General features: G+C 71.6%; 19 protein-coding genes, 1 tRNA gene and 1 pseudogene. 8 read left to right on the forward strand and 13 right to left on the reverse strand.

Features of this window, described 5'->3' with window-relative positions; all coding sequences use genetic code 11:
• Nucleotides 1-160 precede the first annotated feature (160 nt).
• Both argS and ACR68M_RS10965 read right to left on the reverse strand, forming a co-directional pair.
• A complete protein-coding gene (gene argS, locus ACR68M_RS10960) occupies nt 161-1,822 on the reverse strand; it encodes an arginine--tRNA ligase (protein ID WP_441250261.1) in 1,662 nt (553 codons plus the stop codon).
• Nucleotides 1,823-1,922: 100 nt separating this feature from the next.
• The gene (locus ACR68M_RS10965; RefSeq protein ID WP_441250262.1) at nt 1,923-2,384 is read right to left on the reverse strand and encodes a response regulator; all 462 of its coding nucleotides are present in this window, start codon (nt 2,382-2,384) and stop codon (nt 1,923-1,925) included.
• 148 nt (nt 2,385-2,532) lie between these two features.
• Here ACR68M_RS10965 and ACR68M_RS10970 point away from each other — a divergent pair.
• From ACR68M_RS10970 to ACR68M_RS10980, 3 genes are all read left to right on the forward strand, one after another.
• Nucleotides 2,533-2,604: transfer RNA gene (locus tag ACR68M_RS10970), tRNA-Arg, on the forward strand.
• A 134-nt stretch (nt 2,605-2,738) separates the two neighbouring features.
• Complete coding sequence (locus ACR68M_RS10975) at nt 2,739-2,975, forward strand: hypothetical protein (protein ID WP_441250263.1); 237 nt, start codon at nt 2,739-2,741, stop codon at nt 2,973-2,975.
• A gap of 589 nt (nt 2,976-3,564) precedes the next feature.
• Nucleotides 3,565-3,759, forward strand: coding sequence for a hypothetical protein (locus tag ACR68M_RS10980; RefSeq protein ID WP_441250264.1), 195 nt, complete (start codon nt 3,565-3,567; stop codon nt 3,757-3,759).
• Nucleotides 3,760-3,862: 103 nt separating this feature from the next.
• Here the strand turns inward: ACR68M_RS10980 and ACR68M_RS10985 are convergent.
• A pseudogene (locus tag ACR68M_RS10985) lies at nt 3,863-4,443 on the reverse strand (Uma2 family endonuclease).
• A gap of 123 nt (nt 4,444-4,566) precedes the next feature.
• Here ACR68M_RS10985 and ACR68M_RS10990 point away from each other — a divergent pair.
• Entirely contained in the window at nt 4,567-5,082 is a 516-nt protein-coding gene (locus ACR68M_RS10990) for a hypothetical protein (RefSeq protein ID WP_441250265.1), read from the forward strand.
• Nucleotides 5,083-5,096: 14 nt separating this feature from the next.
• On the opposite strand, the gene ACR68M_RS10995 is transcribed toward ACR68M_RS10990, so the two are convergent.
• From ACR68M_RS10995 to ACR68M_RS11020, 6 genes are all read right to left on the reverse strand, one after another.
• Nucleotides 5,097-5,507: a VOC family protein gene (locus tag ACR68M_RS10995; RefSeq protein ID WP_441250266.1), complete on the reverse strand. Its 411-nt coding sequence runs from the start codon at nt 5,505-5,507 to the stop codon at nt 5,097-5,099.
• Between the two features lie 48 nt (nt 5,508-5,555).
• A complete protein-coding gene (locus tag ACR68M_RS11000) occupies nt 5,556-5,948 on the reverse strand; it encodes a helix-turn-helix domain-containing protein (protein ID WP_441250267.1) in 393 nt (130 codons plus the stop codon).
• A gap of 34 nt (nt 5,949-5,982) precedes the next feature.
• Complete coding sequence (locus tag ACR68M_RS11005; protein ID WP_441250268.1) at nt 5,983-6,924, reverse strand: trypsin-like serine peptidase; 942 nt, start codon at nt 6,922-6,924, stop codon at nt 5,983-5,985.
• Between the two features lie 193 nt (nt 6,925-7,117).
• Nucleotides 7,118-8,047: a carbohydrate kinase family protein gene (locus tag ACR68M_RS11010; protein ID WP_441250269.1), complete on the reverse strand. Its 930-nt coding sequence runs from the start codon at nt 8,045-8,047 to the stop codon at nt 7,118-7,120.
• A 65-nt stretch (nt 8,048-8,112) separates the two neighbouring features.
• Complete coding sequence (locus ACR68M_RS11015; protein WP_441251576.1) at nt 8,113-9,525, reverse strand: MFS transporter; 1,413 nt, start codon at nt 9,523-9,525, stop codon at nt 8,113-8,115.
• Nucleotides 9,526-9,805: 280 nt separating this feature from the next.
• Complete coding sequence (locus ACR68M_RS11020; RefSeq protein ID WP_441250270.1) at nt 9,806-11,515, reverse strand: DUF885 domain-containing protein; 1,710 nt, start codon at nt 11,513-11,515, stop codon at nt 9,806-9,808.
• Between the two features lie 139 nt (nt 11,516-11,654).
• On the opposite strand from ACR68M_RS11020, the gene ACR68M_RS11025 reads away from it, so the two are divergent.
• The gene (locus ACR68M_RS11025) at nt 11,655-12,422 is read left to right on the forward strand and encodes a TetR/AcrR family transcriptional regulator (RefSeq protein ID WP_441250271.1); all 768 of its coding nucleotides are present in this window, start codon (nt 11,655-11,657) and stop codon (nt 12,420-12,422) included.
• A gap of 94 nt (nt 12,423-12,516) precedes the next feature.
• On the opposite strand, the gene ACR68M_RS11030 is transcribed toward ACR68M_RS11025, so the two are convergent.
• The 3 genes from ACR68M_RS11030 to ACR68M_RS11040 form a co-directional block, all read right to left on the reverse strand.
• Nucleotides 12,517-13,368, reverse strand: a complete 852-nt coding sequence (locus ACR68M_RS11030) for a fumarylacetoacetate hydrolase family protein (protein WP_441250272.1) — start codon at nt 13,366-13,368, stop codon at nt 12,517-12,519.
• A 210-nt stretch (nt 13,369-13,578) separates the two neighbouring features.
• Nucleotides 13,579-14,343 carry an amino acid ABC transporter ATP-binding protein gene (locus tag ACR68M_RS11035; RefSeq protein WP_441250273.1) on the reverse strand — a complete coding sequence of 255 codons (765 nt, stop codon included), beginning with the start codon at nt 14,341-14,343 and terminating at the stop codon, nt 13,579-13,581.
• Entirely contained in the window at nt 14,340-15,257 is a 918-nt protein-coding gene (locus ACR68M_RS11040) for an ABC transporter substrate-binding protein (protein ID WP_441250274.1), read from the reverse strand. The genes ACR68M_RS11035 and ACR68M_RS11040 overlap by 4 nt, the downstream gene beginning before the upstream one ends.
• A 591-nt stretch (nt 15,258-15,848) precedes the next feature.
• Here ACR68M_RS11040 and ACR68M_RS11045 point away from each other — a divergent pair.
• From ACR68M_RS11045 to ACR68M_RS11055, 3 genes are all read left to right on the forward strand, one after another.
• Nucleotides 15,849-16,775 (forward strand): amino acid ABC transporter permease, encoded by a 927-nt coding sequence (locus ACR68M_RS11045; protein ID WP_441250275.1) that lies wholly within the window; start codon nt 15,849-15,851, stop codon nt 16,773-16,775.
• Nucleotides 16,772-18,745 (forward strand): FAD/NAD(P)-binding protein, encoded by a 1,974-nt coding sequence (locus ACR68M_RS11050; RefSeq protein WP_441250276.1) that lies wholly within the window; start codon nt 16,772-16,774, stop codon nt 18,743-18,745. Before ACR68M_RS11045 ends, ACR68M_RS11050 begins: the two co-directional genes overlap by 4 nt.
• Before the next feature lie 83 nt (nt 18,746-18,828).
• Complete coding sequence (locus ACR68M_RS11055; protein WP_441250277.1) at nt 18,829-21,117, forward strand: FdhF/YdeP family oxidoreductase; 2,289 nt, start codon at nt 18,829-18,831, stop codon at nt 21,115-21,117.
• A gap of 45 nt (nt 21,118-21,162) precedes the next feature.
• Here the strand turns inward: ACR68M_RS11055 and ACR68M_RS11060 are convergent, their stop codons facing one another.
• The gene (locus ACR68M_RS11060) at nt 21,163-22,680 is read right to left on the reverse strand and encodes a C40 family peptidase (RefSeq protein ID WP_441250278.1); all 1,518 of its coding nucleotides are present in this window, start codon (nt 22,678-22,680) and stop codon (nt 21,163-21,165) included.
• Nucleotides 22,681-23,096 lie beyond the last annotated feature (416 nt).

Genomic DNA, 23,096 nt, shown 5'->3' on the forward strand with positions numbered 1-23,096 from the left:
GTGCTGGGCTCTCGTACCGCCGGGCCGATGCTTCCGGCCGGGCCTATCGATGCCCTATGACGGCGCTGTGGTTATGGGGTTATGGGTTTTTGGGGTTATGGCAAGGGGCGGTGACGACCCGATCGGCCGTCACCGCCCCTGGCGCGTGTGCAGAGTGCTGCTACATCCGCTCGGGGGCGGAGACACCCAGGAGGGCGAGGCCGTTCGCGATGACCGTACGGGCCGCCTCGACCAGCCAGAGCCGGGCGCGGTGGGTGTCCGTCATCTCCTCGTCCCCCTTGGGGAGGAACATGCAGTTGTCGTACAGGCGGTGGTAGACCCCCGCCACGTCCTCCAGGTACCGGGCGACGTGGTGCGGCTCGCGCAGCTGCCCGGCCTTGGCCAGGATGCGGGGGAACTCGCCCAGCGCGCCGAGCATGTCGTTCTCCCACTGCGTGGCGAGCAGCTCGGGTTTGAACGCCTCGGCCGTGCCCTTGTCGACGCCCAGCTCCTTCGCCTTGCGGGCGACGCCGCACATCCGGGTGTGCGCGTACTGGACGTAGAAGACCGGGTTCTCGTTGGTCTGGCTGGTCAGCACGTTGATGTCGAGCGTGATCGTCGAGTCGGTGGAGGAGCGCGCCAGCGTGTACCGGGCCGCGTCCACGCCGATCCAGTCGACGACGTCGTCGATCGTGATGATGTTGCCGGCCCGCTTGGACATCCGGACCTCTTCGCCGTCGCGAAGCATCTTCACGAACTGGCCGATCTTCACCTCGATGTTGCGGTCCATGTCGTCGCCCGCGCAGGCGGCGATGGCCCGGAGGCGGTTCACGTACCCGTGGTGGTCGGCGCCGAGCATGTAGACCGAGACCTCGGAGCCACGGTCGCGCTTGCTCAGGTAGTACGCGGCGTCGGCGGCGAAGTACGTCGTCTCGCCGTCGGCCTTGATCAGGACGCGGTCCTTGTCGTCACCGAAGTCGGTGGTGCGCAGCCAGATCGCGCCGTCCTGGTCGAAGACGTGGCCCTGCTCGCGCAGCCGTACGATCGCCTGCTCGACGGCGCCGGAGTCGTGCAGCGACTTCTCCGAGAACCAGGTGTCGAAGTGCACCCCGAACTCGTTCATCGAGCGCTGGATCTCGGTCACCATGAGCGCGAGGCCCTCGGTGCGGAAGGCCTCCAGCTGCTCGGCCTCGGGGAGGTCGAGCACGCCCGGGACGGCGTCGGTGATCGCCTTGGCGATGTCGACGATGTACTCGCCGACGTAGCCGTCCGCCGGGACGGGCCGGCCGTTCGCGGCGGCCTGGAGCGAGCCGGCGAACTTGCCGATCTGCACGCCGGCGTCGTTCAGGTAGTACTCGGTGGAGACGTCCGCGCCGGTGGCCTTGAGCACCCGGGCGAGCGAGTCGCCGACGGCCGCCCAGCGGACGCCACCGATGTGGATCGGGCCGGTCGGGTTCGCCGAGACGAACTCCAGGTTGATCTTCAGGCCCTTGAGCGCGTCGTTGCGGCCGTACGCGGCGCCCGCCTCGACGATCGAGCGGGCCAGCTCGCCCTGGGTGGCGGCGTCCAGCGTGATGTTCAGGAAGCCCGGCCCGGCGATGTCGACCTTGGCGACGCCGGGCAGCTCTCGCAGGCGGGCCGCCACCAGCTCGGCCACGGCTCGCGGCGGCTTCGAGGCCGCCTTCGCGAGCTGGAGGGCCACGTTCGTCGCGTAGTCGCCGTGGTCCCTGTTCTTGGGCCGCTCGACCGTCACGTGCTCGGGCACGGCGACGGCCAGCTCGCCCGCCTCGACGGCGTTGCGAACTGCGGCCTGGACTGCCTGGGAAAGCTCTGCGGGTGTCACGACGCCAAGCCTAGGCGAGAGGGGGGCCTGGCCCGCACCTGGTTTACCGGTTGAGACGTGGCGTCTCCTGCCCGGCCGGGTCTCGCCGGTCCCCTTTCCACTACTCCGTTCGCTGAGAGCGAAATCCGGCGGAGCCGTCACCGAAGCCGTACGCGAAGCCGTCCCTGCGGTCCGGGCCGCCCGCGTCACGCAGCGCCATCAACCGCCACACCAGCGCCACCAGATCCGCCGGGTCGAACGGCTTCCCCAGATACCCGTCGACACCCACCGAGGCCCCACGCTCCAGATCGGCCGGCGTGCACGCACTCACTATCCCGATCGGCAGCCGGCTCGTCTCCGGCACCGCCCGCAGCCGGGCCGCCGTCCGCAGCCCGTCCAGCCGGGGCATCACCACATCCAGCGTCACCACGTCGGGCCGCACCCGGCGCACCACCTCCAGGCACTCCGCACCGTCGGCAGCCGTCACCACCTGGAACCCTTCGAGCTCCAGGTTGACCCTGATCAGCTGGCGGATCACCTCGCTGTCGTCCACCACGAGGACCCGCCCGGACGCACCGGACACATCACCGAGGGTAGCCGCGCCCCCGGGCGGCCGTCCGGCCTTTCCCCACACTCCATCACCCCCACCCCACCGAAACCCGTGCACGGACAGCACCACCGGCCTGGTAATGTTCTCCACGTCGCCAGCACCACCGGCCGACAACCAGCAGGCCCCCGTAGCTCAGGGGATAGAGCACCGCCCTCCGGAGGCGGGTGCGCAGGTTCGAATCCTGCCGGGGGCACTTCGCAAGAAGTGCAGATAAGGCCCAGCCAAGCGGCTAGTTGCCGCGAAGCTGGGCCTTCGTCATGCTCGGGGCGTTCTCGGGGCCGCGCCAGATTGCTCCGGGTGCGTCGGCCACATCTGGCTACGAGCACGATGCCGCCTGACTCGACGTCAGCTCGCTCGCCACGTGGCCACCAGCCCGACCGGGCCACCTGGTACTGGCCGGCTCCACGCTCACTCAGCGACGGCGCGTACCGCCTGGTCGACCACTTCCACCTCGCCGACTGGACCGACGCCCTCAAGCTCATCCGGGACCACGGGACGATCGCCCTGCCCCCGTCCGCGGCGGCCGACGCCGGGCGTGCGGGCTGGCGCCCGGTCCCGACATGACCGCCAGAACAGGGGCAGCAGGGTGGCCGGGGCGGGCGGCTCCCACTCTGCACAGCTTGCGTGAATGTCGATCTCACCTGTTCCATGACCGACCATGGAACATCAACCCTTAGCAGTCGTGTTCAGACGTCGATTCAGCCCGCATCCGATGAGTGTTCCGCGCACTCCTTGGCAACGGTTCAACAAGGCCAAGACAGACTCGGGTTGGCCTCTCCTCGTAGCCAACTTGTCCTTGTTCGTGCTTTTTGCCGCAAGTCCCCTGTACCAGGCGATATCTGGATCCGGTGCTGCATCAGCCTTCTTCTACTGGCTGAGCGTGAGCTTCCTACTTGGCGCGCTGCGCACAGGGCACGTGATGGTGTGCGTTGCCCGAGGCGAGACGGGGCGGCTTGCCCCCGAACTTCCGGTGGCAGCCCCGGCAGCTGGCCGCCGGCGCTGTCGGGGCAGGCACTCCTAGCCGTCATGGTCGACCCAGCGCGGCCTCGCCGTTGCCGTGCGGTGGCCCTTGGCCACCAGGCCAGATCGAGCGGCACGTCACGGTCATGACGGGTCACCGGGGGGCCAGTTCACCGCCCTGTTCAAGCAGGATTTGCCCGTCGCGGAGTCCAACCCGGAGAGCGACTACCGCGACCAGATCGCGAACTACTCGGCAATGGGCATCCCGCTCTGCCTCATCGTCGAGCCCGGCCGAGGCACGGCCCACGCCATGTCCGAGCCGGACGGAACCGCCCGGCTGGGCAGTGAGTTACCCGGCGGTCATGTCGGGGTGGTGCCCCGGCAGTGAATCGTTGTCGGGCGTCCCCCAGAAGCCGAGCATCCGGAGTTGACGGTCGGCATGTTCCTGCGGCTCAGACATGGTCCAAGGCCCCCACAGGGTGGGTCCGGTCTCAGTGGACCCAGCGCTTCAGGGGCTCGGTGTCGAGGGTGATCGCGACCGGCGCGGGGAGCGTGACGGGCTTGCCGAAGGGGACCGTCCGGGTCAGCTCGTAGCGGGTGCCGTCGGGCTCGCTGTGGACGGTGGGTTCGCCGCTGTTCCGGTCGATCAGGAGGTGGACCGGGATGTCGGTCTCGGCGTAGGCGCAGGGCTTCTCGACCTGGTCGCGCCGGTCGGTGTCGCAGTCGTAGGAGGTGACCTCCACGACCATGAGCACCTGGTCGGTGGCGGCCCATTCGCCCTGGCCGACGAACGCGTCGGCAAGGGCGAGGGCGCCGTCCGGACGGGCGTGGCCGGTCCGGTGGGTCTGCACTCTCAGACCCTGATCGTGGAGCCACAGGTCGGGCCGGGCCTGGATGCAGATCCGCGTCAGCCACTGGATGGTGCGGCCATGGTCGCCGTCCGGCGCCGGCTTGCCCCCAACTTCCCGTTGATGAACTCCAGCCGGACGCCCTCGGCGGTGCGGGCTGCAAGGCGGGCGAGTTCCTCGAACTCCTCGGGCAGCATCTGCGGACGGTCGGAGATCGCAGTCATGGACTGTCCTCTCTTCACCGGTGGCTGAGCACCCGCCGTCTGGCTCCGACGATAGCGGACGGTGGCCACGTCTCGTGGGTGTGGCGAGGGATGCCGACCGCCCGGGGTGGGGAGAGTGTCTGGGTGGCTGCCGGGGAGTGGGTGACGGTCGGGGTCGGAGTCGGGGCGATGGTGGGGAGTTGGGGGGTCAGCCGGTGGGTCGGGGTGGGTGGGGTGCACCGGTGGGGTGGACGGACGCACTGGGAGTGGGTGCCGTTCATGTTCGGGGTGGTGGGGGTGGTGGGGGCGCTGCCGAGGGCGGTGGGGGCTTCGGCGGAGGTGCTGCTGTTCACGGACACCCTGGGGCGGGCGGTCGGGACGACGGCGTACTTCATGGTGGTGCGGGCGGCGGGGATGCTGGCGGTGCGCGGGCTGCTGCGGCAGCGGGTGCGGCAGGATGGGGCGATGGACACGGTGAGTACTTCGTCGAGCGGTCCCGAGCCTGCGGCCGACCTGCCCCGCCCGCGCAAGGTGGGGGTCGGCCGCAGGCTGGGGCCCTACGTGCGGTTCGCGGTCTCGGTGGGCGCCCTGCTGTACGACGCGCTCGGCATGGCCCGTTGGGGCAGGTCGAAGCGGCAGAGTACCGGGGACGACAGCTAGGCGGCCACGGGTGGTCAGACCTTCGGCTGGGTGAAGCGGATGCGGTTGCCGAAGGGGTCGCGGAGGCCGCAGTCGGTGCCGTACGGGCGCTCGGTGGGCTCCTCGGTGAAGTCGACGCCCTTGGCGAGCAGGGTCTCGTACGTCTTGCGGCAGTCGTCCGTGTGGAAGATCAGCCAGCCGCCCATGGCGCCCTTGGTGACCAGCTCGCGGACCTGCTCGGCCGTCTCCTCGGACATCGCCGGGGCGCCCGGCTTCTCCAGCAGGATCTGGCGCTCGGGGTGGCCGGGGACGCTGACGGTCAGCCAGCGCATGAAGCCGAGTTCGACGTCGGCGGTGACCTCCAGGCCGAGCTTGCCGACGTAGAAGTCGAGGGCCTCGTTCTGGTCGAGGACGTAGATCTGTGACTGCGTGATGGCGGTGAACATGTGCACCACGCTACGGCGCGGGCGGGCGGAAAACTTATCCGAAACTGCTCATTCGCTGGGGCGGGTCCACGCCATGGTGAAGCAGGTCGGCACCCGGGCGGAGACCGCTTCCTTGCGGTAGGCCCTGGGCGAGCGGCCGACGATGTCGCTGAAGGTGCGGCTGAAAGTCCCCGGGCTGCCGAAGCCGACCTCGAAGCAGATGTCGGTGACGCTGTGGTCGGTCTCCCGCAGCAGGAACATCGCCCGCTCGACCCGGCGTCGCTGGAGGTAGCGGTGCGGCGTCTCGCCGAAGGTCGCCCGGAAGGTGCGGTTGAAGTGCGCCTCGGAGACATGGGCGATCCGGGCCAGCGCGGGGACGTCCAGCGGCTGGGCGTAGGCGCGGTCCATCACGTCCCGGGCCCGCAGCATGCGGCGGTTGCTCTCTTCGGCGGCGCGGCTCACGGCCTAATCACACCACGAGCCGTCACACCACGGGTCAGGAGGAGGAGTCGGCGACGGCCTGCTGGTAGAGGGTGCCGATGGTGTGGTCGAAGTAGGCGCTGTACGAGGTGTCGTCGCTGTCGCCACCCTGCTGGTAGCCGCCGATCAGACCGATGACCTGGTTGGTGTCGGTGTCGATGAACGGCCCGCCGCTGGTGCCGCCCGAGTAGGACGGGCAGTCGATCTGGCGCTGGTAGGTGTCCTGGCGGGTGGTGGCGTTGGTGCAGAGGAGCGGGACCTCGCTGCTGTCGGGGTAGCCGTAGAGCCGGACGACGTCGGTGAAGGGGGCGTCGAGGCCGAGGGTGTTGGCGCCGACCGCGTCCTCGACGTTGGTGCTGCCGTTGGGCGCGGTCTGGAGGATCGCGAAGTCCTGGTCCGGGTCGGCGCCCTGGCTCCAGCCGGAGGTGGTGTAGACCTTGGTGATCCGCCAACTGCCGTACGGGGTCTTGCCGTCGCGGTAGCCCGGGGCGAAGAGCAGACCGTCCGGGGTGGCGGAGACGCAGTGCGCGGCGGTCAGGACGAGGTTCTTGGTGGTGCTGTGCAGCACGCTCGCGGTGCAGGAGTGGTTGCCCGCCGAGACGGTGCCGGTGAAGAGCGCGCCGACCCGGGACGACTCCGCGTTGGCCGGGGCGGTGGCCGTGGTGCCGAGGGCGGCCGGGGCGACGACCTGGGAGGTGCCGACGGTCGGGGCGGCGCCCGCCTCGGTGGGCTCGGTGCTCGGCTCGGTCGCGGTGGGCGACGGCGAGGCGGGCGCCGGCGAGGGGGAAAAGGCGGGCGGGGAGGGGGAGGGGGAGGGGGAAGCCGACGGTGCAGAGGAGGAGGCGGCGACGTCCGCGACCGGGGCGGTGTGGCTGGAGGCGGTGGCCTCGCTGGTGAGGAACCCGACGCCCGCTATCGCGGCGGCGAGGCTGAGCGCGAGCGCGGAGGTCAGCGCCACGGGTCGACCGTACATTCGCCGGCGTGCCTTTCGATGACGGCTCATCAGGTACGTGACTCCTGCCCACCATGCGGTCCCGGTACGCGCCCGATGCTACGAGCACGCTCCGACTATGTGCGGATCAACTGGAAATCCCGTGATCCTATGCTGTGAGCAGAGTGAGAATCGCCTGGCCGGACCTGTGCCGTAGCTCTCACCTGGTCTTCACAAGCGCCGCCGCCAACGCGTCGGCCGCGATGAAGTCCGTGTGCGTACCGGCGGTGGTGCAGGCGTACGCCCCCGCGACGGCGCCCGAGCGCGCGCAGTCGACGGCGCTGCGCCCGGCGAGCCAGGCGTGCAGGAAGCCGGCCACGTACGAATCCCCCGCGCCGTTGGTGTCGACGACCGGCAGGCCCGGGTCGGCCGCCGGGATGTGGCGCAGCTGCGGTTCGTCCCGGGTCAGCAGGTGGCTGCCGTCGGCTCCGGCGGTGGCGACGACCAGGCGGGCGCGGCCCTCGGCGAGGATCTGCCGCATGACCTGCTCGTGCCGCCCCCGGCAGCCGGCCACCGAGAGGAAGACCAGGTCGGCGCCGAGGGCGTAGTGGCGGTGGTGCGGGTTGGCGCCGTCCCAGTCGTGCAGGTCGGTGGAGCTGGTGAGGCCGAGGCGCCGGATGTCCTCGTACAGGTCGCGGCCCGGCCCGGTGATCGAGAGGTGGACGTGTTCGGTGCGGCGCAGGTACGGGAGGTAGAACTCGGGCGGCAGGCGCAGGTCGGCCGGGTGGCGGCCGTCGTAGAAGGAGAAGCGGCGGCCCTCGGCGTCGACCAGGTTGACCGAGCGTGGGGTGCCGGCCGGGGAGACGAGGTGGCTGAAGGAGAGGCCCCGGCGGGCATACTCGGCGAGGATCAGCTCGGCCTGCGGGTCGACGCCCAGGTAGTCGATGAACTTGGTGCGCAGCCCGAGCCGGTGGCAGCCGAGTGCGACGCCGTTGCCGGTGTGGGCGGGGTAGTCGCGGATGGGCGGGACGCCCTGCGAGTCGCCCGGGGGCACTTCGAGGTGGTCGACGCGGACGACGGTGTCGACGCCCGCGCCGCCGACGACGAGGACCTGGTACTGCGGTGGCTGCTCGTGCATGAGGGCGCGCATGAGGGCGAGTCAAACCCTTGCGGAAAGTTTCCGCAAGGGTTTGCTCGCGATCGCGTCGGGTGGTGTCAGGCGAGGACCTGGGCGGTGGCCTCGGCGTCCGCACCGGTCGCTTCGCCGGGGGCCGGGCGGTGGTTGATCATCAGGAAGGCGATGACGGCGGCCACCAGCAGGATGCCCATCGCGACGGTGGTGGCGACGGCGTAGCCGTGCACCGCGCCCTGGTGCTGGACCAGGACGTTCTGGGCGTCCCGGGTGGCGAGGTAGCTGGTGGTGACGGTCGCGGCGATGGTGTTGAGGAGGGCGGTGCCGATCGAGCCGCCGACCTGCTGGGCGCTGTTGATGGTCGCGGAGGCGGCGCCGACCTCGTGCGGGGCGACTCCGAGGGTCGCCAGGCTCATCGAGGGCATGAAGACCAGGCCCATGCCGAAGCCGAGCAGCACCTCGGCGGGCAGCACCATGGTCGCGTACGAGCTGTCGACCTTCATCTGCGTCAGCCAGGCCATGCCGGAGGCGGCCAGCAGCAGGCCGGGGACGATCAGGTTCCGCGAGGGGACCCGGGTCATCAGGCGGGCGGCGATGGTGGTCGAGCCGAGGATGATCGCGGCGGTCATCGGCAGGTAGGAGACTCCGGCCATCACCGGCGTGAAGCCCTTCACCACCTGGAGGTAGAAGGTGAGGAAGAGGAACAGGCCGAACATCCCGACCACGGCCATCCCGACCGCGAGGGCCGCGCCGCCACGGTTGCGGTCGGCGACGATGTGCAGCGGCAGCAGGGCGTGCGTGGTGCGGCGTTCGACCAGGACGAAGACGGCCAGCAGGGCCACGCCGAGGAGCAGGAAGGTGAGCACCAGCCAGTCGCCCCAACTGCGCGAGGAGGCCTCGGAGGTGCCGTACACGATGGCGAGCAGGCCGCCGCAGCCGAGCAGCGCGCCGGGCAGGTCGAGCTTGACGCGGTGGCTCTTGTCGATGTGGTCGCGCTTGAGCAGGTAGAACGCGCCGATGGCGGCGCCGATGGCGATCGGCACGTTGACGAACAGGCACCAGCGCCAGTCCAGGTACTCGGTGAGCAGCCCGCCGGCGATGAAGCCGATGGCCGCGCCGCCGCCCGCGATGGCACCGAAGATGCCGAAGGCGGTGGCCCGCTCCTTCGGGTCGGTGAAGGTGTTGGAGAGGAGCCCGAGGGCGGAGGGCGCGAGCACGGCACCGAAGGCGCCCTGGAGGGCGCGGGCCGCGAACAGCATCGCCGGGTCGGCCGCGAAGCCGCCGAGGGCGGAGGCGGCGGCGAAGCCCAGCAGGCCGACGGTGAAAGTGCGCTTGCGGCCGAAGAGGTCGCCGATCCGTCCGCCGAGGAGCAGCAGACCGCCGAAGGCGAGGGTGTAGGCGGTGATGACCCACTGCCGGTTGCCGTCGGAGATGCCCAGGTCGTGCTGGGCGGATGGGAGTGCGATGTTCACGATCGTCGCGTCGAGCACGATCATCAGCTGGGCGATGGCGATGACCGCGAGGGCCCACCACCTGTGGCTGTCGGCCTTGGAGCCGTCGGGAGCAAGCGTGGTGGACACCGGGGGCCGCCTTCCGAAGGAGCTGGGCTTGGCGTACGCAGCACTTCTTCCAGGGAAGCTCGCTCGGCGGCGATGGGCAAGGCATTTTGGTGCAAAATGTCACGAACTGGGACAGAAGAACCAGTGGCCTGGGACCTGAGGAGGACCCGCGTCCCACCCCCATGGAACGAGGGACGGGACGCGGGCTCCGCTCCGGTCAGAGCGCGCTGAGCTCGGCGACCAGGTCGTCCAGGCCGAGCGAGCCCTGCGAGAGCGCCGCCATGTGCCAGGCCTTCAGGTCGAACTCCTCGCCGCGCGCCGCCGCCGCGGCCTTGGCCCCGGCCCGGCCGAGCAGCCAGGCGCGCTCGCCGAGCTTGTAGCCGATGGCCTGGCCGGGCATGCCGAGGTAGCGGATCAGCTCGCTGTCCAGGAACTCCGGGGCCAGCCCGCAGTACTGCCCGAAGAACTCGCGGGCGGCGTCCGGCAGCATCAACTCGCCGGGCCGGTAGGGCGAGTCGGCGGGGAAGTGCAGCTCGGCGTGCATGCCGATGTCGACGATCACCCGCAGCGCGCGCATCATCTGCGCGTTCAGGTACCCGAGCCGGGCCCCGGCGTCGGTGAGGTAGCCCAGCTCGTCCATCAGGCGCTCGGCGTACAGCGCCCAGCCCTCCAGGTTGGCGCTGACGGCGCCCAGGGTGACCTGGTAGGTGGAGAGCCGGTCGGCGACGTACGTCCACTGCGCGAGCTGGAGGTGATGGCCGGGCACACCCTCGTGGTACCAGGTGGAGACCAGGTCCCAGGTCGGGAAGGACTCCCGGCCGAGCGTCGGCAGCCAGGTGCGGCCGGGGCGGGAGAAGTCGAGCGAGGGCTGCGTGTAGTACGGCGCGGCCGCGCTGCCCACCGGCGCGAGGCGGGACTCGACCCTGAGCAACGGCTCGGCGAGGTCGAAGTGCACGCCCTGCAGATCGGCGATGGCACCGTCCATCAGGCCCTGGAGGTACTCGCGGGCGTTCTCCTCGCCCTTGATCGCCGGGCCGTCGGTCTCCAGCCACTTCATGGCCTGCATCGGGGTGCTGCCGGGCAGCACCTTCTCGGCCTCGGCGCGCATCTGGGCGTCCAGCTCGCGGAACTGCTCCCAGGCCCAGCCGTATGCCTCGTCGATGTCCAGGTCGGAGCCCGTCCAGTAGCGGACCCAGCGGGTGTAGCGCTCCCGGCCGATCACGTCCGGCGTCCCGGTGGCGGCCGGGCCGTAGACGTCCCGCATCCAGTCGCGGAGCGACGCGAGCGCGGCCGAGGCGGCGACGGCGGTGTCCGTCAGGCCGTCCCGCAGCGCCTCCGGCGCGTCCTGGACGAAGCTGCCGAACCAGCCGCCCGGCATCTCGCCCTCCAGCCACTCGGCGATCTGCCCGATCACCGTGCTGACCTGCCGGGGACCGGCCAGCAGACCCCGCTCGACGCCCTCGGCGAGCAGCGCGCGGTACTGCTCCAGCGCGAGCGGGACGCGGGCCAGGCGGCGGCCGATGAGGCCCCACTCCTCGTCCGTCTCGGTGCCCATCAGGGTGAACACCTCGCGGACGTTGTGCACCGGCGAGCCGAGGTTGCGGATCGCGCGGAAGTTCTCGCCGTCGTCGTGGACGGCCAGCTCGGCGGTGAGCCGCTCGCGGAGCAGCCGGGCGCAGCGGCGCTCGGCCTCGTCCTCGACGCCGGCGGCCTCGACCGCGTCGAGCTGGGTGAGCGTACGGCGGGCGAGCTCGGCCAGCGCCTCGCGCCCCTCCGGGGAGAGGTCGGGCAGGCGGTCGTCCTGCGGGTTCAGTCCGAGGTAGACCGAGGTCAGCGGGTCGAGCTCGGCGAGAGCGTGGACGTAGGCGTCGGCGATGCGGCGAGGGGTGGTGCCGTCGGCGTTCGAGTTGATCAGTTCTTCAACCATCCGGCCATCTTTTCGCAGGTTGGCCGGTTTGCAAGCCCCTTTGGCCAGGCTCGGCCGGGTCGGATCCTCGCCGTCCCGTCCGGAGCTCGTGCCTGCGCGACACGCGTCAGAGCGGCCCATGGCCATTACGCTGACGGCCATGGCAGCCAGCGCAGCGCTCACCCCGGACTCCCCCGCCCCCGCAGCTCCGCAGGGTGGCGAGCCACGCACCCGGCGGTCCGGCTACCGGCGGCTGCCGGTGCAGCAGCGACGCGAGCAGCTGATCGCCGTCGCCCTGGAGCTCTTCAGCTCCCGCCCACCGGAGGAGGTCACCCTCGACGACGTCGCCGAGGCCGCCGGCGCCTCCCGGCCGCTGGTCTACCGCTACTTCAGCGGCGGGAAACAGCAGCTGTACGAGGCGGCGCTGCGCAGCGCCGCCGAGGAGCTGACCAGCCGCTTCTCGATCACCACCGCAGGCACGCCGACCGCCCAGCTGGCCGCCGTGCTGGACAGCTACTTCTCCTTCGTCGCCGAGCACGACACCGGGTACGGCGCCCTGCTGCGCGGCGGTTCGGTGGTGGCGACGGCGCGTACGTCGGCGATCGTCGACGAGGTGCGGCGGGTCGCGCTGCGGCGGACCCTGCGGCACCTCGGGGTCCGGGACGCCGGGCCACGGCTGACGCTGCTGGTCCGCTCTTGGATCTCGGTGGTCGAGGCGTCCTCACTGACCTGGCTGGACGAGGGGCAGCAGATCACGCCCACCGCCCTGCGGGACTGGCTGGTGGACGAGTTCGTCGCGATGACGGCGGCGACCGCGCTGCACGACCCGCAGACGGCGGAGGTGCTGGCCGGGCTGCTCGCGCTGGAGACGGCGGACGGGCCGGCGGCGGCGATGCTGGCGCAGCTGCAACAGCTGCTCGGGCGGTAACCACCAGGGGCGCGGGGAACTGCGCTCTGCGGGAAGCACCGGTGCTCTGCTCCCGATCTCGCGCAGTTCCCCGCGCCCCTGACTCCGTAGGGGGTTATGCCTTGCCGAAGACCTGCCGCTGGCGGCCGAGGTGCTGGACCTCGACCTCGACCACGTCCGTGGGGCGGAGGAAGGGCTTGCCGGGGTGGCCGAGGGTGACGCCGGCCGGGGTGCCGGTGATGATCACGTCACCGGGCTCCAGGACCATGAACTGGCTGGCGTAGCGGACGAGTTCGAGCACCGGGAAGATCATCTTCGAGGTGCTGCCGCTCTGCCGCAGCTCGCCGTTGACCCAGAGCTTCAGGCTCAGCTGCTGCGGGTCGCCGACCTCGTCCGGCGTCACCAGCCAGGGGCCGAGCGGGGTGAAGGTCTCCGCCGACTTGCCCTTGTCCCACTGGCCGCCGCGGTCGAGCTGGAAGGCCCGCTCGGTGACGTCGTTGACTGCCGCGTACCCGGCGATCACCGCCGCTGCCGCCTCGTGGCTCTCCAGGTACCGGCCGGTGCGGCCGATCACGATGGCGAGCTCGACCTCGTAGTCGGTCTTCTCGCCGCCGCGCGGCACCAGCACCTCGTCGTCCGGGCCGACGACGGTGTAGCTCGGCTTGAGGAAGATCACCGGCTCGGCGGGCAGCTGGGCACCCGCCTCCTCGGCGTGGTCCCGGTAGTTGAGACCGATCCCGACCACCTTCCCGGGGCGGGCGACCGGTGCGCCGACGCGCTGCCCGGCGATCTCCACCGGCGGCAGCTCCCCGGCCTCCACCGACCGGGCCAGCTCGACCGGGTCCAGGCCCGCGAGGAACCGCCCGTCGATGTCGGCGGTCAGACCCGAGAGGTCGTACGCGGTGCCGTCCTGGCCCAGTACCACCGGGCGCTCGGCGCCCTGAGGGCCAACGCGTTGGAGCTTCACTGCCCATCACCACCTGGTTCGTCGCATCTCGCCGGGGAGGCCGCACACCTCTCCCGTCTTATGCATCCGAGGTATATCAACCTCTTCCACCTGCGAACCAGGGGGTGCGCCTCGGCCAGTTCCTATCAATTCATCCAAGCTGGAGACCTGACGAATCGGGCTGCCCTACTCTTGACAGCCTCCCCCAACCGTGCGCCCGGACCCGGTGAGTCAGAGCACCCTGGCGAGGAAGGCGCGGGTCCGGGCGTGCTGCGGACGGTCCAGCACGGCGGCCGCAGGCCCCTGCTCGACCACCACGCCGTCGGCCATGAACACCACCGAGTCCGCGACCTCCCGGGCGAAGCCGATCTCATGGGTGACCACGATCATCGTGGTCCCCGCCCGAGCCAGCTCCCGGACGACGTCGAGCACCTCGCCGACCAGCTCCGGATCGAGCGCCGACGTCGGCTCGTCGAGCAGCAGCACCTCGGGGCGCAGTGCCAACGCCCGTGCGATCGCCACCCGTTGCTGCTGGCCGCCGGACAGCTGCCGTGGGTGTGCGGCGGCCCGGCCACCCAGCCCGACCCGCTCCAGCAGGGCGAGCGCCTCCTCCCGGGCCTCGGCCTTCGGCCGCCCGAGCACGTGCACCGGCGCCTCCGTGACGTTCTCCAGCACCGTGAGATGCGGAAAGAGGTTGAAGTGCTGGAAGACGAACCCGATCCTGGTCCGGCGCCGCCGCACCTCGCGGGCCGCCAGCTCGTACAGCCGACCGCCGGAGCGGCGGTACCCGATCAGCTCACCGCCGACGGTGACCGAGCCCCGGTCGGGCTTCTCCAGGTGGTTGACCGCCCGCAGCAGCGTCGACTTGCCCGAGCCGGACGGGCCGACCAGGGCCGCCACCGACCCCGCCGGGACACTCAACTCGACGCCGCGCAGCACATGGTGGCGACCGAAGCTCTTGTGCAGACCGCGGATCTCGACCGCCGCCCCGCTCACGGGTGCTCCGGCGGGTTCGTCCGGGATTCGGTGACGGCCGAGCCCTCCGTGCCCCACTTGCGCAGGATGCGGCCGTACGTGCCGTCCTTGATCAGCTGGTTGACGGCCGCCTGGAAGGCCGGGGTCAGCGGCGAGCCCTTCCTGAACGCGAAGCCGACGTCGAGGCGGTGGTACTCGCCGACGAACTTCGTGTTCGCGGCGGGCTGCGCCGCCTGGTAGCGCAGGCCGTTGATGGTCGACATCACCGCGTCGATCCGGCCCTGCTGGAGCCCGGTGAGGACGGCCCCGGTGTCGGCGAACGCCTTCACCTCGTACGGCTTGCGGCCCGCCGCCGCGCAGACGCCCTTCTTGGCGTTGAGCGTGCTCTCGAAGGTCGTGCCGACCCCCGTGCCGATGGTCAGCCCGCAGAGCTGGGTCAGCTCGGTGACCGCCTTCAGCGGGTTGTCGGCCCGCACGGCGAACCCCTGGCCGTCGTCGATGTACGTCACGAAGTCGATGGTCCTCAGACGGGCGGCGGTGACGCCGAAGTTTCCGGTGCCGAGGTCGAACTTCCCACTGCCCAGCGCCGGCAGGATCGTCTCGAACGACGCCTCCTCCCGCTGGACGGTGACGCCCAGCACCCGGCCGACAGCGTCGGCGAGGTCCACGTCCAGCCCGGCCGCCTTCTTCGTCGCCGGGTCCGGGTAGAACGAGGACGGCGGCGTCCCGAGCGCCGCCCCCAGCCGCAGCACCCCCGCCTGCCGCACCTCCGGCGGCAGCAGGGCGGCCACCTCCTCCACCTTCTGCTCCCCCGAGACGACGTCCTGGGAGGCGGTGGCGGCGGCCGTGGTGAGACCGGCCGGAGGGGCGGAGCACGCCGCGACGACGGCCAGCGCGGGGAGCAGGGCGGTGCTGACGAGCAGGAGACGTCTCACGGTGGGCAGAGCCTTTCGGGAAGATCGACGAGCGCGGGCAGCAGGGCACGGCGGCGCACGCGAGGTACGCCGGCAGGTACGCCGGCAGGTGCGCCGGCAGGTGCGCCGGAAGGTGACAGAGCCTGGGGAAGTTCGGTGCGTGCGTGACGGAGCGTCAGCGGGTGCGAAGCGAGCGGAGAGAGCCGTTACGACGGGCGGATGCGCGGACGGCAGCGCACCGGCTCCCGGCCGGGGGCGGGCCGAGGGAGGGCCCGCGCAGCGCGGCGGAGGGAGCGGAAGAGCAGGTCAGAGGGCCCGCTGCCGAGTCAGCCGGGACACGCCGCCGACCACACTCGACCGAAGTCGATGTGGTCGCGGGTGACCAAGTGCTGACTGGCGTACATGCCGACAGTGGACCAGCGGACCTGTCGATCCGTCAACCACCGATCTCGCTCCTTGACAGGTCGGATTCGGATACGCGTACGATCGTGGACGGAGCGAGAGTGTCACCCCGGCCCGCCGAACTCGGTGCAGGCCGGGCCGCGTTGAGGGGCGCGGAACCGCGTGCGTGACGGGTCTGCCCACCCGCACACCCCGCCCTGGAGCCCGCACATGGCCATGACGCACGACCTGCCACCGACTCACTCGCCACCGCTGACCGACGACCTCCGGATCGTCCCGCGCCGCCGCCCCGGGCGGCTGGCCGCCACCGTGCTCGCGCTGCTCGCCCTCGCCCTGGTCACCGTCTCGGTGGCCCGCAACCCGGCCTTCCAGTGGGCAGTGGTCGGGCAGTACCTGACCACGACGGCGATCCTGCACGGCCTGCTGCTCACGCTCTGGCTGACGGCCGTCGTGATGGTGCTCGGCTTCCTGCTCGGCACCTTCCTCGCCGTGCTCCGGCTCTCGGACAACCAGCTGCTCCGGACGCTCAGTTGGGGTTACGTCTGGATCTTCCGGGCCACCCCGCTGCTCGTCCAGCTGCTGCTCTGGTTCAACATCGGCGCGCTCTACCCCAGGCTCGGCCTGCCGTTCGGCCCGGAGTTCCTCAGCATCCGGACGGTCAACCTGCTCGGCCCGACGCTGACGGCCGTGATCGGCCTGACGCTGCACGAGGCCGCGTACGCCGCCGAGGTGGTGCGCGGGGGTGTCGCCTCCGTCGACCAGGGGCAGTTGGAGGCCGCGCAGGCCCTCGGGCTGGGCCCGGTCAGGGTGCTCCGCCGGATCGTGGTGCCGCAGGCGATGCGCTCGATCCTGCCGGCCGCCGGGAACATGCTGATCGGCACCCTGAAGGGCACCAGCATCGTCAGCGTGCTGGCCGTGCAGGACCTGCTCTTCTCTGCCCAGGTGATCTACAACCAGACCTACCAGGTCATCCCGCTGCTGCTGGTCGCCACGCTCTGGTACATCGCCGTGACGAGCCTGCTCTCCGTCGGCCAGTACTACCTGGAGCGGTACTTCGCCCGTGGCAGCACCCGGGGCGGCCTGCCGCCGACCCTGCTCCAGCGCCTTCGCAACACTCTTACCGGGAGCAGCAGTTGAGCGTACTCGTGATCGTCGGTGGCGGCCCGCGCGCGGTCGGCCTGGTGGAGCGGCTGGCCGCCAACGCGGCCGAACTGCTGCCCGCCGACCACCCGTTGGAGATCCACCTGGTGGACCCGCACCCGCCCGGCGGCGGCCGGGTCTGGCGGCCGGACCAGCCCGCGCTGCTGCGGATGAACTCGATGGCCGAGGACGTCACGATGTTCACCGACGCATCCAGCACCGTCGAGGGCCCGATCCGCCCCGGCCCCTCGCTGTACGAATGGGCGTCCGCACCCGAGCAGTTCGAGCCGTACGAGCCCGTCCGCGACCCGGCCGTCCGGGCCGAGCTGCGTGCACTCGGCCCGGCCGACTTCGCCACCCGGCGGGCCCAGAGCGCGTACCTGGACTGGGTGTTCCGCCGTACCGTCGCCGAGCTGCCGCCGCACATCACGCTGACCACCCACCGGGACACCGCCCGCCGCCTCAGCGGGCCGCCCGACGGGACGCAACTCGTCGAGCTGACCGACAAGTTGCTGCGGGCCGACCACGTCGTGCTGGCCCTCGGCCACCTCGGCAACACCCCCGACCCGACCACCTGCCCGACCGCGGACTTCGCCGCCCGGCACGGGCTCTTCCACCTGCCGCCGGAGTTCACCTCCGAGGCCGACCTCTCCGGCATCGCGCCGGGCGAGACGCTGGTCGTCCGCGGCCTGGGCCTGGCCTTCGTCGACCTGGTGACGCTGCTGACCGAGGGCAGGGGCGGCCGGTACGAGGAGACCCCGGCGGGCCTGGTCTACCGCCCGTCGGGCCGGGAGCCGGTGATCCACGCCGGTTCGCGGCGCGGGGTGCCGTACTACCCGAAGACCGGCTACCGCCTCCAGGGGCCACCGCCGCCGCTGCCCCGCTACTTCGACGCGGCGGCGGTGGACGCCCTGACCGCCCGCTCCGGCCCGCTCGAACTCCGGCGCGACGTCTGGCCGTTGATGGCCAAGGAGATCGGCTTCGGCCACTACCACGAGCTGTTCCACGGCCACCCGGAGCGCACCGCCCTGCCCTGGGCCGACTTCCTCGCCCGGTACGACCTCCTCGACTGGTACTCCCCCGAGCTGACCCGGCTGGTCATCGACGCGGTGCCCGACCCGGCCGACCGGCTCGACCTGGAAGCCGTGGACCGGCCGCTCGCCGGGCTGACCTTCGACTCCCCCGCCAAGCTCCAGCACCACCTGCTCACCCGGATCGGCGCCGACACCGCCCGGCGGGCCGACCCGGCCCACAGCGCCGACCTGGGCGCCTTCGTCGCCCTTCTCTCGCTCTTCGGCCAGCTGCCCCGGCTGGCGGACTCCCGGCGGCTGACCGCCCGCTCGGCCGGCAAGGAGCTGGACGGCTGGTGGTTCGGCTTCTTCAACCTGCTCGCCTCCGGCCCGCCCGGCTTCCGACTGCGCGAGCTGACCGCGCTCGCCGAGGCCGGCCTGCTGCACTTCCTCGGAGCCGACCTGCGGGTGGAGCCGGACGAGCGCACCGGCAGCTACCTCGCGAGCAGCCCGACCGTGCCCGGCCACACCGTCCACGCCACCGCCCTGGTCGACAGCTTCCTGCCCAAGCACAACCTGGCCCGCACCGGCTCGGCGCTGCTGCGCGAGCTGCACCTCTCCGGGCAGCTGCTGGAGGAGATCCTCACGGACGCCGACCACACCCACCGCTCGGGCCTGCTCGTCGTCGACCCGTCCGACAGCCGGGTGATCGACCCCTCGCTCGGCAGCACCCGACACCCCCGCCGGACGGCTATCGGCGCCCCGACCACAGCCCGCACCTTCGCCGCCTTCGCCCGCCCACGCACCAACTCACCGTCCTTCCGCCAGAATGACGCCACCGCCCGCAGCCTGCTCCGCGCGCTGAGCGACACGGTGGCCAGGGACGCGCAGCACCGCGCCGAATTGGAGGAGACCGCGCCGCACCTTCCGCTGCGCGCTGCCCCTCCCGCCCCCTAGGTACCTGGTCGGCGAGCCCCAGGTGACAGGATTGGCAGTGGGCAGGCGAAGGAGCCTGCCCACTGAGCAGGAGGTGGGCAGTCATGGCCAAGCAGGCCCCGCAGAGTGACCCGGCGCAGGACGCGCCCCGGGTCTCGGCGCCCCAGCACGCGGCCGCCGGGCTGCCCGCCGTCGGACACAGCCTGCGGATGGCCACGGAGCAGATGGGCCCGCTCCGCACGCTGGCCACCCTCAGCAAGGTCAACCAGCCGGACGGCTTCGACTGTCCGGGCTGCGCCTGGCCGGAGCCCGGCAAGACGCACGCCGCCGAATTCTGCGAGAACGGCGCGAAGGCCGTGGCCGAGGAGGCCACCGAGCGCCGCATCACCAGCGCGTTCTTCGCCGAGCACTCGGTGGCCGAGCTGGCCGAGCGCTCCGGCTACTGGCTGGGCCAGCAGGGCCGGCTCACCGAGCCGATGCTGCTGGACGAGGGCGCGACGCACTACGTGCCGGTCTCCTGGGAGAGCGCCTTCGCCATCGTCGCGGAGGAGCTCAAGGCGCTGGACACCCCCGACGGCGCCGCCTTCTACACCTCCGGCCGCACCAGCAACGAGGCCGCGTTCGCGTACCAGCTCTTCGCCCGGCAGCTCGGCACCAACAACCTGCCGGACTGCTCGAACATGTGCCACGAGTCCTCGGGCTCGGCGCTGACCGAGACGCTGGGCGTCGGCAAGGGGAGCGTCAGCCTCAAGGACCTCTACCAGGCCGATCTGATCATCGTCGCGGGCCAGAACCCGGGCACCAACCACCCCCGGATGCTCTCCGCCCTGGAGCGGGCCAAGCGGGCGGGCGCGAAGATCGTCAGCGTCAACCCGCTGCCGGAGGCCGGGCTCGAACGCTTCAAGAACCCGCAGAACGCGCGCGGCCTGGCCGGGCACGGCACCAAGCTCACCGACCTGTTCCTGCAGATCCGGCTCGGCGGCGACCTCGCGCTGTTCCGCGCGCTCAACCAGCTGCTGCTGGCCACCGAGGGCGCGGTCGACCACGAGTTCATCGCCGAACACTGCCTGGGCTTCGAGAAGTTCGCCGCCGAGGCCGCCTCCACCGACCGCGCGGAGGTGCTCGCCGCGACCGGCCTGCCGGAGGAGCAGATCGAGGAGCTGGCCCGGCTGGTGCTCGGCTCCCAGAAGATCATCGTCTGCTGGGCGATGGGCCTGACCCAGCACAAGCACGCCGTGCCGACCATCCGCGAGGTGGTCAACTTCCTCCTGCTGCGCGGCAACGTCGGCCGCCCCGGCGCCGGGGTCTGCCCGGTGCGCGGGCACAGCAACGTCCAGGGCGACCGGACGATGGGCATCTTCGAACGCCCCAGCACCGCCTTCCTGGACGCGCTGGGCGCCGAGTTCGACTTCGAGCCGCCGCGCGAGCACGGCTTCGACGCCGTCGACACCATCCGCGCGATGCGCGACGGCAAGGTGAAGGTCTTCTTCGCGATGGGCGGCAACTTCGTCCACGCCTCCCCCGACACTGCCGTCACCGAGGCCGCGATGCGGCGCTGCCGCCTCACCGTGCACGTCTCCACCAAGCTCAACCGCTCGCACGTCGTGACCGGCTCCCGCGCGCTGATCCTGCCCACCCTCGGCCGCACCGACCGCGACCGCTCCGCCACCGGCGAGCAGTTCGTCACCGTCGAGGACTCGATGGGCATGGTGCACTCCTCGCGCGGCGGCCTGCGCCCGCCGAGCGCCGAGCTGCTCTCCGAGGTGGCGATCGTCTGCCGCCTGGCCCGTGCCGCCCTCGGCCCGGAAAACCCGGTGCCCTGGGAGGACTTCGCCGACTCCTACGACACCATCCGCGACCGGATCGCCCGGGTCGTCCCCGGCTTCGCCGACTTCAACACCAAGGTCCGCGCCCCCGGCGGCTTCGCCCTGCCGCACGGCCCGCGCGACAGCCGCACCTTCCCCACCCACACCGGGAAGGCCAACTTCACCGTCAACGAGCTGACCGCCCCCGAGGTCCCGACCGGGCGGCTGCTGCTCCAGACGCTGCGCTCGCACGACCAGTACAACACCACGATCTACGGCCTCGACGACCGCTACCGGGGCATCACCGGCGGCCGCCGCGTCGTACTGGTCAACCCGGCCGACGCGGCCGAGCTGGGGCTCACCGAGGGCGCGTACGTCGACCTGGTCGGCGAGTGGAAGGACGGCATCGAGCGCCGGGCCCCGCACTTCAAGGTGGTCCACTACCCCGTCGCCCGAGGCGGCGCGGCCGCGTACTACCCGGAGACGAACGTCCTGGTGCCGCTCGACTCCACCGCCGACATCAGCAACACCCCGACCTCCAAGGCCGTGGTGATCCGCTTCGAGGCCGACTCCGGCCCGACCCGCTAAAGCCTGCACCCCCAGGGGCGCTCGCGCCCCTGGGTTCGTAGGTGCTTACTGCACGGTCGACGGGCTCACCGAGACGGAGGCGGATGCCGACCCTGACGCCGAGACCGAGCTCGAAGCCGAGCTCGACACCAGCGCCGAGGCCGAAGGCGAGCCGGCGGTCGAACCGCTCGGGGAGTCGCTCGGCGACGTGGGCACGGTCGGCGTGGTGGGCACCGTCGGCGTGCCCGGAGTCGTCGGCGTGGTCGGGTTCGTCGGCGTCGTCGGCGTCGTCGGGCTGACAGGTGCGGTCGGTGAGACGGGGGCGGTCGGCGAGGTCGGCGTCGTCACCGGCGGCTTGGTGGTCGGCGGCGTGGTCGTGACCGGCGGCTGCGTCGGGGCCGGGAGCGTCGGCAGGGTGGTCGGCTTCGAGGGGGCGATCGGCGTCACACCGTCCGCGCCCTTCGGGATCGGCGGCACCGTCCACTGGCCGCCCTTGTCGTCGGCCCCGGCCGTCGGGTCCGGCCGGACGGCGCCCAGGATCGGGCTCATCCCGATCGGCGAGACCTTGATCACCGCTCCGGTGTGCGGCGCCTGGACGACCAGCCCGCCACCGATGTACATCGCGACGTGCGAGGCGTCGTTGTGGTAGAGCACCAGGTCACCGGCGCGCAGCTGGTTGAGGGGGACGTGGGTCAGCTCGGCCCACTGCTCCTGGCTGGTGCGCGGGATGGGCAGGCCGGCGTGCAGCCATGCCTGCGAGGTCAGGCCGGAGCAGTCGAAGGTGTCCGGCCCGGCGCCGCCCCACTCGTAGTCCTTGCCGAGCTGCGCCATCGCGAACGCGACGGCCTTGCGCCCGGCCTCGGACGGGGTGCGCTCGCCCTTGCCGAGGGCGCCGGAGGCGAGGAAGGCCAGCTGCGACTGGTCGGCCTGCTGCTTCTCCAGCTGCTCGAGCTCGCCCCGCTGGGCGCCGGTGAGCGAGCCGACCATCTGCTCGACCTCGGCGAGCCGCTTGGCGACGTCGTTCTTGCCCTGCTCCTGCTGGGTGGCCAGCAACTGCACCTGGGCGAGGGCCAGCTCGGCCTGCTTCTGGAGGCCGTTCAGCGCCTCGCGGTCGCCCTTGAGCTTGTCCAGGAAGGCCGACTGCGAGCGGCCGGCGGCGGCCAGCAGCTCGGCGATGGTGACGGCCTCGTACGGGTTCTTGGCGAGCAGCAGGTCGGCGTACTCGGAGGCGTTGCCGTTGCGGTACTGCGCGGCGGCGAGCTGCGAGGCGAGGTCGGTGCCCGCGTCGACGGCGACTTCCTGCCGGGCGACCCGGTCGTGCAGGTCGGCGACGGCGGACTTCTGCTTGGCGAGCTGGGCGACGGTGCCGTTGTACTTCTCGGTGGCGGCCTCGGCGTCCTGGTAGAGCTGGTGCAGGCGGTCGAGCATCGGGCCGAGGGTCGCCTTGGCGTCGGCCAGCGGGTCGGCCCCGGCGGCGACGGTGAAGGTGGGCTGCGGGGCGGGGGCGGCGTACGCGGCGCCCGCGAGCGGCAGCGCCAGGGCGGCCATGGCGAGGACGGCCCCGCACCGGAGTGCGGCGCGCACCCAGGGGCGTACACCGACCGCCGGACGCCCGCCGTCTGCCCCCACGCGCTGTCCAGCCCCCATCGGCCCTGCCTCCCCCTGAGATCCGGCTGCTGCCGGACGATCCTGCCGGACTCTCACTCCCGCCGTACCGCCTGATCCTGTCACGGGCCCGACCGGTCGAGACAGGGGGTATCCGTACGGTCTGAGGGAATTCTCAGACAACGGCGGGGCCCGCTGTGAGACAGGTCTCAACATACCCGGACCAAAGTGGACTTCCACGGACAAACCCGCACGTCAGGGGCTGCTTCTCCACTCACTGTCAGCCTGCGCGCCATCCCTGCGCAACCATCCGAACCACGATTCCCGATCCAGTTCACCTTCCGTTCACCCACCATCCCTACCGTCGCCCGTGACATCAGCGTCAGTACGACAAC

This window comes from Kitasatospora sp. McL0602, assembly GCF_052076145.1.
In the GTDB taxonomy this organism is placed as follows: Bacteria; Actinomycetota; Actinomycetes; order Streptomycetales; family Streptomycetaceae; genus Kitasatospora.